This is a genomic window from Chitinilyticum litopenaei DSM 21440 (assembly GCF_000428145.1).
GTDB classification, from domain to species: domain Bacteria; phylum Pseudomonadota; class Gammaproteobacteria; order Burkholderiales; family Chitinibacteraceae; genus Chitinilyticum; species Chitinilyticum litopenaei.
This window is the reverse complement of the sequence record NZ_ATZJ01000006.1, coordinates 53,117-67,689: the sequence shown is the minus strand read 5'-3', so window position 1 is coordinate 67,689 and position 14,573 is coordinate 53,117. Positions and strand designations below refer to the sequence as shown.

Sequence of the window (14,573 nt, the reverse complement as noted above, 5' to 3'; positions counted from 1 at the left end):
GCAAATCCCAGATCAAGCACAGAGACACGGTGAATACCGCGAAAAGCGTGCGCACATCAGCGGCATTTCTCGGGTTTTGCTGCCGCAGTGCCCTCTGTGCTTCAATCAGTTTCCTGGTTGTTGTCTATCCCCTAGGAAGTCTGAGAAATAAAGTCGCTGCTTAGTAGGATCTGCCCTGTAAGCCGCTGAGAAGCGCAGGTTTTCCGGGATCAGGTGCGGGACGTGTTTGAGGGCGCAGCCCGAGTTGTCCCGCGCCCCCGGAAAAACGAGCATCGCAAGGTACCCCGCGCAGCGGGGCGGCTGGCCGGGCGCGCCTTGGGGGTGTCGGGGGGCTTGGCAAGACAAGCCCCCTGACGTGCCGCCGGGCACACCCGGCATGAAAACGCTGCGCCGCAGGCGCTGAAAACCTTGCTTCCTGAAGAAATGACTTAATCAGGTAGGTTTTTTGGGTTTGCAGAGCAGAGGTTCTGATCAGGCCCGGGTGTTACCGGGGCGAGCGGGCGGCCTGGCCAGTGGCCGCGCTCAGCCCAGCAGCATGCGCTGCACGGCGAGCTGGCGGCTGCTGGCCTCCAGCTGCAGCAGGCGTTGCGAATGGGCTGGCTGCCGTCTCGCTGGCCTTGCCTGCTGCCGGCTTTGTGCGTGTTCTTGCCACTGCAGGCGCAGATAGCGCAGCGCAGCCCGGGCATCGCCCCCGGCTTGCGCCAGTCCGGCCAGCTCGCCCGCGGCGGCGGCGACCAGCGAGGCGATCTGGCTTTGCTGACCGAGTTCGAGCGCCGCTTCCAGATGATGACGCGCACCGTCCCGGTCATGCAGGGCCAGCTGGGTACGGCCCAGTGCCAGCAGGGCATGCGCGCGTCCCCACAGATTGTCGTTGTCGTCATGCAGCGTGAAGGCTACATCCAGCTCGGCCAACGCGGTGGTGTATTCGCCCTGGGCGTGGTGGATCAGGCCGCGGTAATTCACTACTTCGGCCGCCCAGACGCGGTTTTGCACCGGGCCGGACAACAGCGTTTCGGCCTCGGCCAGCACCGTCAGCGCGCGCTCGTAGGCGCCGCAGCGGTAGGCGTCGCCGGCGACGTTGAGCAGCGCCTCGCAGCTCAGATGCTCGTCGCCCAGCGGGCGCGCCAGGCGCAGGGCCAGTTCGTGATAGCGCAGCGAGCGGGGATGGTCGGCGAGCGCCACATACAGCTGGCCCACTCCCAGGCAGATGCGCGCGCAATTGCGCATGTCGTGCGCGGCGCGCGCATATTCGAGCGTGCGCGACCAGATGTCCAGCGCGCGCGTGGCGGAGCCGGCGGCGTAATGCGAACGGCCAAGTTCGACCAGGGCCTCGATGCGGGCGTGCTCGTCACCGTGCTGATGATAGCGTTCGGCACCAAGGCGAAATGCCTGCTGGGCCAGGCGAAACTGGCCGACATGCTGCCAGGCATGCCCGAGCGTGACCTGCGCCAGCGCGATCAGCGGGCCGTAATCAAGCAGCAGCGCACGCTGCAGCAGTTTGTCGATGACGCGCGGCGACTTCGGCGAACCGTGTGCGGCCTCGCGGGCCAGCGGCGCCAGTTCGGCCTGCAGGAGGGTGACCGGGTCCATCATGCTGGATCGGCCTCGCCGTCGGCCACGCGGTTGCCGCCTTCGCGTTTGGCGAGAAACAGCGCCAGATCGGCGCGCAGCAGCAGGATGTCCATCGTGTCGCCGGCCTGGTAGGCTGCGTGCCCGATGCTGACGGTGACGGATAGCCCGGCTTGCAGCGTCTGCCAGTCGCCACCGGCAATGCGCTGGCGGATCTGTTCGGCCAGGCGCAACGCAATGTCGCTGCTGACGCCGGGCAGCACCAGCGCGAATTCTTCACCACCAGCGCGCGCCAGCAGGGTGGTGTCGCTGTAGCTGGCTTCCAGAAAGCCGGCCAGCTGGACGAGCACGCGGTCGCCCAGCTCGCGGTCAAAGCGTTCGTTGATGGCCTTGAAGCCATCGATGTCGATCAGCAGCAGGCTCAGCGGCAGGCCGGTCGCCGCCATTTCCAGCATCTCGGGCAGGCGCTCGTTCAGATAATTGCGGTTGGGCAGCTGGGTCAGCGCATCACGATAGGCGCTGGTTTCCAGCAGCTGCAGTTTCTGGCGCTCGGCCTCGGCCTCGACGCGCAACTGGTTCAGCTCCAGTTCCGAAGTCAGCAGCTGCAGTTTCAGCTCCAGCGCCGCCAGCCGACCCGTGCGCCGCAGGCCGCTGCGCGGCGGCTGGCTTGCCAGCATGCCCTGCAGCAGCGCCAGCGCTTCGGCATGGCAGTGATTGTGTTCCAGTGCATCGAGCAGCAGGCTGTTCAGTTCCTGATGCAGGGGGCTGTCGCCCTGCCCGGCCAGTTCGGCCGCCTCGCGCAGCAGTGCCAGCGCTTCGGGGTACTGCTGCTGGCGCAGCGCCAGATCACCCAGGCGGACGAGGGTGGCGAGCCGCGCCGGCCGCTCCTGCCCCGGCAAGGCCGCGCGCAGCTCGCTGACGGCGGCGGCCAGGCTGCCCAGCGCCAGATGCAGGGCCGCCAGTTGTTCATGCCAGGCCGTCAGGCAGCTTGCCGGCAGGGCCGGCAGGAAATGCTCGGCGCGATGGATGGCCAGCCGTGCGGCCTGCGGTGCTTCCAGCATGACGAGGTCTGCCGCCAGCGCGAGCAGGCACATGGCCTGCATGCGGGCGTGACCGCCGCTGGCCAGCAGGCTCAGCGCATGCTCATGCAGCCGCAGCGCCGTGCTGGCATCGCCCTGTTCGCGGTGGCTGTTGCCGATGTACAGCCAGCTTTCGGCAATCAGGCCGGCCTCGCCGCATTCCTGCGCCAGTGCCTGCGCATCCAGCCAGCGCTGCAGGGCGCGGCGTGTTTTGCCCTGTTGTGCGGCGGCCCGGCCTTCCAGCAGGGCAATCCGCGCCAGCAGGGGAATGTCTTCCCGACCCCTTTCCAGCGCGCGCAACTGCTGCAGTGCCGGCTGGATACGCTCGCCGCGCAGCAGTGCAGCATCGGCGGAGGCCAGCAGGTCTTCGGCTTGCGGGTCGGCCAGGTGGGCCGTGGCAGCGGGCGTGTAGTGCATTGCTTAGGGTGTCAGCGCGGGTCAGTGTCGTGTTTGCCAGATGATGCGCCTGTGCCAGACGCCAAACAAGGGGCAGGGCCGCAATTATGGCGGCGACGCAGCCAAAGTTCGCCAGGTCTTGAGTGGCTTGCCTGGGTATGTGGTTGTAGCCCTTTCCTGTCTTTGGCTGTGGGTAGATACCCAAGAAAAAACCCTGCCGGGGCAGGGTTTTCCTTTGTGTCGTGCTGGCTGGCTGGGGGATTACCACACGCCGAGAAACTCCAGAATGCCTTCGGCAGCCTGGCGGCCTTCGTAGACGGCACGCACCACGAGATCGGCGCCACGCACCTGGTCGCCACCCGCAAAGATCTTCGGGTTGCTGGTCTGGTGCTTGAACTGCTGCGCGAACGGCGCCACGGTGCGGTTCCAGTCGTCGGTCGCCACGTTGGCGGCGTCGAACCAGGACAGGCGCTCGGCCTGGAAGCCGAAGGCCACGATCACATGATCGCAGTCGATGCCGCGCTCGGAGCCCGGCACCACTTCCGGACGACGACGGCCCTTCTCGTCGGGCGCGCCCAGTGCGGTGGTGACCAGCTTCAGTTTCAGCGAGCCATCGGCATTCTGCTCGATGCCGACCGGCTGGCTGTTCCACTGGAACTCGACGCCTTCTTCCTTGGCGTTGGCCACTTCACGCTTGGAGCCCGGCATGTTTTCTTCGTCACGACGGTAGGCGCAGATGACCGAAGCGGCACCCTGACGGATCGACGTGCGGTTGCAGTCCATCGCAGTGTCGCCACCGCCCAGCACCACCACGCGCTTGTCTTTCATCGAGACAAAGGCTTCGTCGCCCAGCGTGCCCATCGAGTTGCGTACATTGTTGATCAGGAAGGGCAGGGCTTCCAGCACGCCCGGCAGGTTTTCACCGTCAAAACCGCCCTTCATGTACTTGTACGCGCCCATGCCCATGAACACGGCGTCGTAGTCGCGCAGCAGCTCGTCGATGCTGATGTCGCTGCCGATGTCGGTATTCAGGCGGAACTCGACGCCCATTTCTTCCATCATCTGGCGACGGCGCTGGACGACTTCCTTTTCCAGCTTGAATTCCGGGATGCCGAAGGTCAGCAGGCCGCCGATTTCTTCGTAGCGGTCAAACACCACCGGCTTCACACCATTGCGCACCAGAATGTCGGCACAGCCCAGACCGGCCGGGCCGGCGCCGATGACGGCAACCTTCTTGTCGGTCCATTCGCGACCGGAGAGGTCGGGACGCCAGCCGGCCTTCCACGCTTCGTCGGTAATGTACTTTTCCACCGAGCCGATGGTTACCGCGCCAAAACCGCCCTGGTTCAGCGTGCACGCACCTTCGCACAGGCGATCCTGCGGGCAGACGCGGCCGCAGATTTCCGGCAGCGAATTGGTCTTGTGCGAAAGCTCGGCCGCTTCGAACAGCTTGCCCTCGTTGACCAGCTGCAGCCATTGCGGGATGTAGTTGTGCACCGGACATTCCCACGAGCAGTAGGGATTGCCACAGGACAGGCAACGGCCAGCCTGATCCTTGGCCTCCTCGGAAGGCAGCGACTCGTAGATTTCCTTGAAGATGAACTTGCGCTTTTCCACCGGGACTTTTTCACCGGGGTTGCGCGCCAGATTCAGAAACTGGAATACGTCAGACATTGGTTTAACCTCTGTGAGGAGTGAGGGGGGCGGTGTGAGGCGTGCCTCAATCCAGCCCTTCGCTCCTTTACTCATCCTTTTGTTGCATGAGGTGGTGTGCGGTTTTCCCCTCACACTTCACACCTCACACCTCACGCCATCAATCTTTCAGCAGATCGTCGAGCTTGGCCGCCTTGGGCTTGACCAGCCAGAAGTAGTCGACCGCTTCGTCGAAGTCGGCCAGCAGTTCGGCCGCACGGCTCGAACCGGTGTACTTCAGGTGGGCTTCCAGCTTCTCGCGCAGATAGGCGCGAACGGCGCCGTAGGCCTCGCCATTGATCAGGTTGATATCGATGAGTTCGTTGTTGTAGCGGTAGGCAAACTTCTCGCTGCGGTCGTAGACCAGTGCAAAACCGCCGGTCATGCCCGCGCCGAAGTTGTAGCCGGTTTCGCCCAGCACGATCACCGCACCGCCGGTCATGTATTCGCAGCCGTGGTCGCCCACGCCTTCAACAACCGCCGTAGCGCCCGAGTTGCGCACGGCGAAGCGCTCACCGGCCATGCCGGCAGCAAACAGCTCGCCGCCGGTTGCACCGTACAGGCAGGTATTACCCGCAATCACAGCATCGCTGCTCTTGAAGCCGCTATCCCTCGGCGGGTATACGATGACCTTGCCACCCGACATGCCCTTGCCGACGTAATCGTTGGCATCGCCTTCGACCTTCAGCGTCAGGCCCTTGGCGTTCCACACGCCGAAGGACTGGCCGGCGGAGCCGGTGAACTTGATGGTCAGACAATCATCCGGCAGGCCGTCGGCGCCGTGTGCCTTGGCAATTTCGCCGGACAGGCGCGCGCCGATCGAGCGGTGGATGTTGCGGATCTTGTATTCCAGTTTTTGCGGGGTCTTGCTCTTGATGCCGGCAATGGCGTCGCGCACCATTTCTTCGGCCAGCTCGCCCTTGTCAAACGAGGGGTTGGAGCTTTCCACACAGAAGCGCGGCTGCGAATCCGGAATGTCGCCCTGGCTCAGCAGTACGTCGAGTTCCAGCTTTTCCTGCTTGCCGGTCTGGCCGTCGAGCAGTTCGAGCAGATCGGTGCGGCCGATCAGTTCTTCGAAGGAGCGCACGCCGAGTTTCGCCATCCACTCGCGGGTTTCGCGAGCAATGAAGGTAAAGTAGTTCACCACCATGTCCGGCAGGCCGATGAAGTACTTGCTGCGCAGCTTGATTTCCTGGGTGGCGACACCGGTCGCGCAGTTGTTCAGGTGACAGATGCGCAGGAACTTGCAGCCCAGCGCCACCATCGGGCCGGTGCCGAAGCCGAAGCTCTCGGCGCCCATGATGGCCGCCTTGATGACGTCCAGACCAGTCTTCAGGCCACCATCGGCCTGCACGCGCACGCGGCCGCGCAGACCATTGGCGCGCAGCACCTGCTGTGCTTCGGTCAGGCCCAGCTCGAACGGCGAGCCGGCGTATTTCACGGAGGCCAAGGGCGATGCGCCGGTGCCACCGTCGTAGCCGGAGATGGTGATCAGGTCGGCATAGGCCTTGGCCACGCCGGCAGCAATCGTGCCCACGCCCGGCTCGGCCACCAGCTTGACCGAAACCAGCGCCTGCGGATTGACCTGCTTCAGGTCGAAAATCAGCTGGGCCAGATCTTCGATCGAGTAGATGTCGTGGTGCGGCGGCGGGGAGATCAGCGAGATGCCCGGCTTGGAACAGCGCAGCTTGGCGATCAGCGGGGAGACCTTGTCGCCCGGTAACTGGCCACCTTCACCGGGCTTGGCGCCCTGCGCTACCTTGATCTGCAGCACTTCGGCGTTGACCAGGTAGTGCGGGGTGACACCAAAGCGGCCCGAGGCGATCTGCTTGATCTTGGACATCTTGATGGTGCCGTAGCGCGCGGCATCTTCGCCGCCTTCGCCGGAGTTGGAGCGACCACCCAGGCGGTTCATGCCTTCGGCCAGCGCTTCGTGCGCTTCCGGAGACAGCGCGCCCAGCGACATGCCGGCGGAGTCGAAGCGCTTGATGATGCTTTCCAGCGGCTCGACTTCGTCAACGGAAATCGACTTGGCCGGATCGATCTTCAGCTGCATCAGGTCGCGCAGCATGGCGACCGGACGGGTGTTCACCAGCTCCGCGTACTTCTGGTATTCCTGGTAGTCGCCACCCTGCACAGCCTTTTGCAGCTGCATCACGACGTCCGGGTTGTAGGCGTGGTATTCCTCGCCGAACACGTACTTCAGCAGGCCACCCTGCGCAATCGGGCGCATCGGGTTGAAGGCCAGCTTGTTGAGCTTGGCCTGGTCTTCCTCGAAGTCAGCGAAGTTCGCACCGCCAATGCGGGATACGGTGCCGCACAGCGCCAGATCGACGACTTCCTGACCCAGGCCCACGCCTTCGAACAGCTGGGCGCCGCGGTAGGAGGCGATGGTCGAGATGCCCATCTTCGACAGGATCTTCATCAGACCCTTGTTGATGCCCTTGCGGAAGTTGTTGGCGGCCTTTTCCAGCGGTAGGCTGATCTGGCCCAGCTCGATCAGCTCGGCAATCGTGTGGTAGGCCAGGTACGGCAGCACGGCGGTCGCGCCATAGCCGATCAGGCAGGCGAAGTGGTGCGGATCGCGCGCGGTGGCGGTTTCCACGATGATGTTGGTGCGGCAGCGCAGGCCCGCGTTCACCAGCGCGTGGTGAACGCTGCCTACGGCAAACAGCGCCGGAATCGGCAGACGGCCCTTGGCGATGTTGCGGTCGGACAGCACGACGATCACGACCTGGTCGTCACGCACGGCGCCCAGCACGTCGGCCGCGAGCTTTTCCACGGCTGCTTTCAGCGTGGTGGCGGCAGCGTCGAAGCTGATGTCGAACGATTGCGACTTGAAGTCCTGGTCGGTTTGCGAGGTCAGCGTCGCGAACTTGTCGGTGGAGAGTACCGGCGAAGACACTTCGATGCGCTTGGCGTGCAGCGGCGCGTCTTCGAACAGGTTGCGCTCCGGGCCGAAACAGGTGTTCAGCGACATCACGATCGCTTCGCGGATCGGGTCGATCGGCGGGTTGGTCACCTGGGCGAACTGCTGGCGCAGGTAGTCGAAGGGCGAGCGTACCTTCTGCGAGAGCACGGCCATCGGGGTGTCGTCACCCATGGAGCCGATGGCTTCCTGGCCGGCTTCGGCCAGCACGCGCAGGATCTGGTCGCGTTCTTCGAAGGTCAGCTGGAACTGCTTCTGATAGGTCAGCAGCTCGCCCTTGCTCCACGCTTCCAGCGGCGCCTTGTCCTCGGCGTTTTCCAGGTGCTTGGCCTCGGACTTCAGCCATTCGCGGTACGGTTGCGCGTTCTTGAGCTGATTGTCGATGGTTTCGGTGTCGAGGAACTCACCGGTCTTCAGGTTCACCGCGACAATCTGGCCCGGCTTCACGCGGCCTTTCTTGACCACGTCTTCCGGCTTGTAGCCCCATACGCCGATCTCAGAAGCGATGGTGATGTGGCGATCCTTGGTAATCACATAGCGCGCCGGGCGCAGGCCGTTGCGGTCGAGCGCACAGCCGGCGTAGTCGCCAGCGGCCCAGACGATGCCGGCCGGGCCGTCCCACGGCTCCATGTGCAGCGAGTTGTATTCGTAGAAGGCGCGCAGGTCGCGGTCATTGGTGTCAACGTTCTGCCATGCCGGCGGTACCAGCATGCGGAAGGCGCGGAAGACGTCCACGCCACCCATGATCAGGCCTTCGAGCATATTGTCCATCGACATCGAATCCGAACCATCGGTCTGCACGATGGGACGGATGGCGTCCATGTCGAGATTGTCGGTCGCCAGGATGGCTTCACGCGCCTTGGCCCAGTTGCGGTTGCCATGGACGGTGTTGATTTCGCCGTTGTGCGCGAGGAAGCGGAACGGTTGTGCCAGCTTCCACTGCGGCCAGGTATTGGTCGAGAAGCGCTGGTGATAGACGGCCAGTGACGATTCGAAGCGCTCGTCCTTCAGGTCGAGATAGAACACCGGCAGGTTGTCCGGTGTCACCAGGCCCTTGTAGGACAGCACGTGCGGGTTCAGCGTCGGGATGTAGAAAGCCGCATCGGACTGGTTGGCTTTCTCGGCTAGGCGGCGGGCCTGGTAGAGTTTGCGGGAGAAGGCCACGTCGTCCATGCCGTCAGCGGCGTTGACGAACACCTGCTTGATCTTCGGCAAGATGCGCAGTGCGGATTCACCGCATGCTTCGATATTCACCGGTACATCGCGGATGCCGGCGCAAACCAGGCCTTGCGACTCGATGGCGGTGCGCAGATTGGCCAGCGACGCGTCGTCGCTGTGGAATACCAGCCCGGCGGCATAGAGGGCGCCCAGCGTGTAGCCGTTTTCTGCAGCCACGGCACGCAGGAAGCCGTCCGGCTTGCGAAACAGCAGGCCACAGCCGTCGCCCGACTTGCCGTCGGCGGCTACCGCCCCGCGGTGCGTCAGGCAAGCCAGCGATGAAATCGCGGTGGAAACCAGCCAGTGACTCGGCTTGTCATCCATCTGCGCGATGAGACCGAAGCCGCAACTGTCCTGCTCAAACTGGGGGCGGTACAGTGTGCCCTGCAACCAGCTCTGTCTATCCATTTCTGAGACACCCTTGCGGAAAATCAAGCGAAAGGGCTTGATTCTAGCTGCAATGGGTGCTACCCCGCAACCGGAAGTCCCGGCGGCGGGGCAATCAGGAAAAACCCGCAAGCCTTGCTGATGTGGGTCTTTCGCCGGCTTGGGGTGGGTGCTTTCCCTTAGATGACGCCCTGTGCGAGCATGGCGTCGGCCACCTTCACGAAGCCGGCAATATTGGCGCCGTCGACATAGCTGATCCGGCCGTCCGGCTTGCGGCCATGCAGCAGGCAGGTCTCATGGATCTTGCGCATGATTTCGTGCAGCCGGGCATCAACTTCCTCGCGCGGCCAGGACAGGCGCATGGCGTTCTGGCTCATTTCCAGGCCCGAAGTGGCCACGCCGCCAGCGTTGCTGGCCTTGCCCGGTGCGTACAGCACGCCATTGCCTTCAAAGACTTTCACCGCCTCGGCGGTGGACGGCATGTTCGCGCCCTCGGCGACACAGAGTACACCATTCTTTACCAGTGTCCTGGCATCGGCTTCTTCCAGCTCGTTCTGGGTGGCGCAGGGTAGCGCGATGTCGACCGGGACGGCCCAGGGGCGCATGCCGGCGTGGAATGGTGCGCCAATGCGCGCGGCATAGTCGCTGACGCGGCCATAGAGGCGGTTCTTCACATCCATCAGTTCCGCGAGCTTTTCCGTGGTGAAGCCGTCCTCGTCAACGACGGTGCCGGTCGAGTCGGAAACGGTTACTACCCGGGCGCCCAGCGCCAGGGCCTTTTCGATGGCGTACTGGGCCACATTGCCGGCGCCGGAGACGCTGACGCGCATGCCTTCGAAGCTACGTCCCTGCTGCTTGAGCATTTCCTCGGCGAAATACACGGTGCCGTAGCCGGTAGCTTCCGGGCGGATCAGCGAGCCGCCAAAGCTCAGGCCCTTGCCGGTGAACACGCAGTCGGCGCGGTTGCTCAGCTTTTTCATCATGCCGGCCATGAAGCCGACTTCGCGCGCGCCCACGCCGATGTCGCCGGCGGGCACATCGGTGTCGGCGCCGATATGCCGATAAAGTTCGCTCACGAAAGCCTGGCAGAAGCGCATTACTTCACCAGGGCTGCGGCCCTTGGGGTCGAAGTCCGCGCCGCCCTTGCCGCCGCCCATGGGCAGGGTGGTCAGCGCATTCTTGAAGGTCTGTTCGAAAGCCAGGAACTTGAGGATGGAAAGGTTCACCGAGGGGTGAAAGCGGATGCCTCCCTTGTAGGGGCCGATGGCTGACGAGTGCTGGATGCGATAGCCGCGATTGACCTGCACCTCGCCCTGGTCGTCCACCCAGGCCACGCGGAACATCAGAACGCGCTCGGGCTCCACCAGCCGGTCCAGCAGGCCGTGCGCGGCATATTTCGGGTTCTGCCCGATAAAGGGCCATAGGCTTTCGATGACCTCGGTGATGGCCTGCAGCAGTTCGGGCTGGCCCGGGTTGCGAAGGGCAACGTGCTGGATGAATGCTTCGAATGTCTGGTAACGCATGGTGCTTCCGTGGCTTCGGATGGGTGATGGGGCAAGGCCAGTTTTCCGGCGCGCAAAAGCCCCTCGCCAGTCACGGCGATTGATTCCTTTGGGAAACAGTGAGGGGTGCAAGCACGGGTGTGGCGCGGGCCGGAGCCTGCTTGTGCAGCCGCTCCTGCCTTGCTCGCGAGAAAGGGGGTGTCCGGTTGTCTTTTGCTGTTTGCTGTTTGCTGTTTCTGTCAATCAGTCATTTCCGCAGGGCCTGATCATAGAGGTGGATGCGGGGCTTGATAAGCCGATGCAGATGAACAAGACTGTTTCCATTTTGGAAACAACAAGGCCGGGTCACGCCAATGCACGATATCAACGACATGCTGTACTTTGCCGCGGTGGTGAAGGAAAAGAGCTTTTCCGGGGCGGCGCGCCGGCTGGATGTGTCCAAGTCGCGCGTGAGTAAGGCGATTGCGCGGCTGGAAAGCGCGCTGGGGGTGCGGCTGCTGCACCGCAGCACGCGCAGCCTGAGCCTGAGCGAGGTGGGCGAAGCCTATTTCGAGCATTGTGAACGGATACTCGATGAGGTGGCGCTGGCAGACATGACCGTTTCGCGCCTGCAGCAGGAGCCGCGCGGCAGGCTGAAAATCAGCGCCCCCGTGGCTTTCAGCACCATGCACGTGGCCTCGGCCCTGCCAGGCTTCATGATGCAGTACCCGGATCTGACGGTGGACCTGACGCTGAGCGACCGTTTTGTCGATCTGGCCGAGGAAGGCTATGACATCGCCCTGCGCATCACGGCCGCGCCCGGCCAGAACCTGGTGGCGCGCAGGCTGGCGCCAATCCGCCGCAAAATCTGCGCGAGCCCCGCCTATCTCGCGCGCGCCGGGGTGCCGCAGGCGCCGGCCGATCTGGCGCGGCACAATTGCCTCGATTACACCTTTCTGAGCACGCAGGGGCTGTGGCATCTGCAAAGCCCGCAAGGGCAGGTGGCCGTGCCGGTCTCGGGCAGTCTGCGCATCAACGACGACGAGGCCCTGTCGCAGGCCGTACTGGGCGGACTGGGGCTGGCGCTGCTGCCGACCTTCATCGTCGGGCGGGATTTGCAGGCCGGCCGGCTGGTCGAGGTTTTGCCCGGCGTTGTGCCGACCGAGTTCTTCATTTACGCGGTGCACCTGCCCAATCGCCAGTTGCCGCTGAAGGTGCGCGCCTTTATTGCCTACCTGCAGGAGTATTTCGGCGCGGAACCCTACTGGGACCGGGAGGCGGCGTGACGCCGGCCGGCACTCATCACCCACCGCCCGCCGCATTCAGCCGCGCCTGCCCGACCAGGCGGAGCTTGGTGATCCGCTGCGCAATGCCGTGATTCGCCTCCGTTTTGCGCGCGGATCGCCGTTTCGCGGCGCCTTCACGCACTTATTTCGCGCCCGTCGTCCACTATGGGCTTGGCGCAAGCGCGTGCATTCACTCGCGCAACGCCTAACCATCATCCCGTGTCCCAATGGATGATCCAGATTGAAGGATTGTCTTGGGGTATCCGCGTGAAGCCAATTGTGGTGAAGGGCTATGGACTCATGGGGCGGGGTGTATGTGCCGACTCCATGTCGCGCAGCTCGGGGGCGCCCTGCCACATGCGCCGCCACAGCTCGCCCGGCACGACGCGCGGTCCGCGGGTGGTGTCGACCCGTTCGCTGCGCTGCGGACGCGGCATGTGGCCGCCCAGCGTGGCAACCTGATAGCTGAATACATAATCGGGCTCATGACCCATGCGCAGGTCGCTGAGAATCAGTCGCTCGCCTTCCTGCCGGATCCTGACGAAGTCGCTGGCAAACCAGCGGTAGCGCTGCACCTCGGGATGCTCGGCCAGCATCGCCAGCCAGTCGCGACCGCGCGGATGGGCGCTGAACTGCATGTGCTCGCCATCGGCAGCCAGCGAATACAGGCCCTGCAGATAGCGGTCGCCATCGATCACCACCACGCGCCACAGCACGGTATTGAGTGGTGCGGGCGTCACAAAGCGCGGCGCGTCGGCGAGCCCCAGCCGTGCCAGTGCGCGCTCGGCCACGGCATCGACCCGCTGCTGGGCGTACAGCGACCAGCCCAGGTAGGCGCTGCTCAGGCCCAGTGCCGCGACCAGCACCGACTGGCTCAGCCGCGCCGCCGGCCGCCACCAGGCAAGCAGGCAGGCCAGCAGCAGCGGCAGGGTGTACAGCGGGTCGATCACGAAGACGCTGCCCCACATCGCCGGCGCGGGCATCAGGGGCCACCACAGCTGCGTGCCATAGATCGTCAGCGCATCGAGCAGCGGATGCGTGATCAGGGTCAGCCAGATGGCCAGCAGCCAGCGCCGGTTTGCCATGTCCGGCCAGCGCTGGCGCGCCAGCCACCACAGCAGCGGGGCCAGCAGTGTCAGAACGAAGAGCGAATGCGACGCGCCGCGATGCAGGGTGACGCGGCTGATGGCATCGACATCCAGCAGGGCCAGCGGGATGACGTCCAGGTCGGGCAGGGTGCCCAATGCCGCGCCCAGCAGCAGGGCGCGACGGCGCTGGCTGGCGGGCGCCAGGGCGGCGGTGATGCCGGCGCCCAGGACGAGCTGGGTCAGCGAATCCATGCGTGTTGTCCTCCTTGCAAGTCAGGCTTTGGCTGTGTGTCGTGCCGAAGGTTCAGCCCAATCGGCAAGACGCAGCGCCCAGGCCTGCCCGGCAGCTCCGGCAACCCGACGCCTGCTTCGCGGTATTGCTGCTTGTCCTGGAGCCGAGCGTGGCGCAGGGCTCCGGGCGGGGGCGCTGCTACAATCGGTACATTCCCCGGGAGTAGCCATGTTCGACCGATCCTATGTAGAAAAAGCCGCCGACAGCGGGCTGACCAAGCTCACGCTGCTGCAAACCGACCCGCTGCGCTACACGCTGCGCTCGCTGCTGGCCGGCATGTATCTGACCATCACCGTCTTCACCTACTGGGCGCTCATGCACAACCTGCACGACGGGCCGTACGGCAAGGTGCTGGCGTCGGCCTTTTTCGGTGTCGGGCTCACCATCATCGTCTTTACCAATGCCGAGCTGTTTACCAGCAATACGATGTACATGACGGTCTCCACCAGCGAGGGCAAGACCGGCTGGAAGGAGACACTGTTTCTCTGGGCGGTCTGCTATGCCGGCAATCTGGCGGGCGCGCTGCTTGTCGCCGGCCTGCTGCTGGGCGCCGGCGCCATTGCCGCGCTGCCGCCCGAGCATGCCCTGCATGCCGGCGCCGCGCACAAGGTGCATCAGTCGGCGCAGGTGATTTTCTTCAAGGGCATTCTCGCCAACTGGGTGGTCTGCCTGGCCGTGCGTCTGGCGCTGCGCTGCAAGGAGGACGTGGCCAAGATCATGGTCATCATCCCGGTCGTGTTCATTTTCCTGTATCTGGGCTTCGAGCACTCGATTGCCAATATGGGCACCTTCGCGATTTCGCTGCTGGGCAATGGCGCGATTGCTTACGGCGAGGCCGGCCACAATCTGCTGTGGAGCACGCTGGGCAATATCGTCGGCGGCGCGCTGTTTCTGGGCCTGCCCTTTGCCTACATCAACCCGACCGAGAAAGAGTAAGCAGATTACAAAGCCTTCTCGCCTTGCAGCAACAAGCTTTTTGCACCACAGAAACACAGAGGCCACGGAGGAAGATCAGCCCGAGAAATGCACAAGATTTCCTCCGGCTGTGCGCTGTGATCGCTGTGCCTCTGTGCTTCATTTGGGTTTTGCTGGGACGTCTTGCCAGTCAGGGGGAATGGTCTTTTTCCGGACAACAAAAAACCAGCCGCGGGGCTGG

General features: G+C 64.1%; 8 protein-coding genes. 2 read left to right on the top strand and 6 right to left on the bottom strand.

Annotation, left to right across the window (positions count from 1 at the left end; all coding sequences use genetic code 11):
• Positions 1 to 522 precede the first annotated feature (522 nt).
• The 5 genes from C515_RS0104065 to gdhA all read right to left on the bottom strand — a co-directional run bounded on the left by C515_RS0104065 (position 523) and on the right by gdhA (position 10,793).
• The gene (locus tag C515_RS0104065) at positions 523 to 1,593 is read right to left on the bottom strand and encodes a tetratricopeptide repeat protein (RefSeq protein WP_043648024.1); all 1,071 of its coding nucleotides are present in this window, start codon (positions 1,591 to 1,593) and stop codon (positions 523 to 525) included.
• On the bottom strand, positions 1,590 to 3,065 hold the full coding sequence (locus C515_RS22280) for a tetratricopeptide repeat-containing diguanylate cyclase (RefSeq protein ID WP_051304611.1): 1,476 nt from the start codon (positions 3,063 to 3,065) through the stop codon (positions 1,590 to 1,592). Before C515_RS22280 ends, C515_RS0104065 begins: the two co-directional genes overlap by 4 nt.
• A 240-nt stretch (positions 3,066 to 3,305) precedes the next feature.
• Positions 3,306 to 4,718: a glutamate synthase small subunit GltD family protein gene (locus tag C515_RS0104055; protein WP_028454487.1), complete on the bottom strand. Its 1,413-nt coding sequence runs from the start codon at positions 4,716 to 4,718 to the stop codon at positions 3,306 to 3,308.
• A 139-nt stretch (positions 4,719 to 4,857) separates the two neighbouring features.
• The gene (gene gltB / locus C515_RS0104050; protein WP_028454486.1) at positions 4,858 to 9,291 is read right to left on the bottom strand and encodes a glutamate synthase large subunit; all 4,434 of its coding nucleotides are present in this window, start codon (positions 9,289 to 9,291) and stop codon (positions 4,858 to 4,860) included.
• A 158-nt stretch (positions 9,292 to 9,449) separates the two neighbouring features.
• Positions 9,450 to 10,793, bottom strand: a complete 1,344-nt coding sequence (gene gdhA / locus C515_RS0104045) for an NADP-specific glutamate dehydrogenase (RefSeq protein ID WP_028454485.1) — start codon at positions 10,791 to 10,793, stop codon at positions 9,450 to 9,452.
• 332 nt (positions 10,794 to 11,125) lie between these two features.
• Between gdhA and C515_RS0104040 the strand changes: the two genes are divergently transcribed.
• Complete coding sequence (locus tag C515_RS0104040) at positions 11,126 to 12,037, top strand: LysR family transcriptional regulator (RefSeq protein WP_028454484.1); 912 nt, start codon at positions 11,126 to 11,128, stop codon at positions 12,035 to 12,037.
• Between the two features lie 290 nt (positions 12,038 to 12,327).
• Here C515_RS0104040 and C515_RS0104035 read toward each other — a convergent pair whose 3' ends face one another.
• On the bottom strand, positions 12,328 to 13,377 hold the full coding sequence (locus tag C515_RS0104035; RefSeq protein WP_028454483.1) for a metal-dependent hydrolase: 1,050 nt from the start codon (positions 13,375 to 13,377) through the stop codon (positions 12,328 to 12,330).
• Positions 13,378 to 13,585: 208 nt separating this feature from the next.
• On the opposite strand from C515_RS0104035, the gene C515_RS19430 reads away from it, so the two are divergent.
• A complete protein-coding gene (locus tag C515_RS19430) occupies positions 13,586 to 14,353 on the top strand; it encodes a formate/nitrite transporter family protein (protein ID WP_051304610.1) in 768 nt (255 codons plus the stop codon).
• Positions 14,354 to 14,573 lie beyond the last annotated feature (220 nt).

Coding starts and splice junctions, on each gene's coding strand:
- C515_RS0104035 (WP_028454483.1), bottom strand. CDS start 13,377: ATGGATTCGCTGACCCAGCTCGTCCTGGGCGCCGGCATCACCGCCGCC.
- C515_RS0104055 (WP_028454487.1), bottom strand. CDS start 4,718: ATGTCTGACGTATTCCAGTTTCTGAATCTGGCGCGCAACCCCGGTGAA.
- C515_RS22280 (WP_051304611.1), bottom strand. CDS start 3,065: ATGCACTACACGCCCGCTGCCACGGCCCACCTGGCCGACCCGCAAGCC.
- C515_RS19430 (WP_051304610.1), top strand. CDS start 13,586: ATGTTCGACCGATCCTATGTAGAAAAAGCCGCCGACAGCGGGCTGACC.
- gdhA (WP_028454485.1), bottom strand. CDS start 10,793: ATGCGTTACCAGACATTCGAAGCATTCATCCAGCACGTTGCCCTTCGC.
- C515_RS0104040 (WP_028454484.1), top strand. CDS start 11,126: ATGCACGATATCAACGACATGCTGTACTTTGCCGCGGTGGTGAAGGAA.
- gltB (WP_028454486.1), bottom strand. CDS start 9,291: ATGGATAGACAGAGCTGGTTGCAGGGCACACTGTACCGCCCCCAGTTT.
- C515_RS0104065 (WP_043648024.1), bottom strand. CDS start 1,593: ATGATGGACCCGGTCACCCTCCTGCAGGCCGAACTGGCGCCGCTGGCC.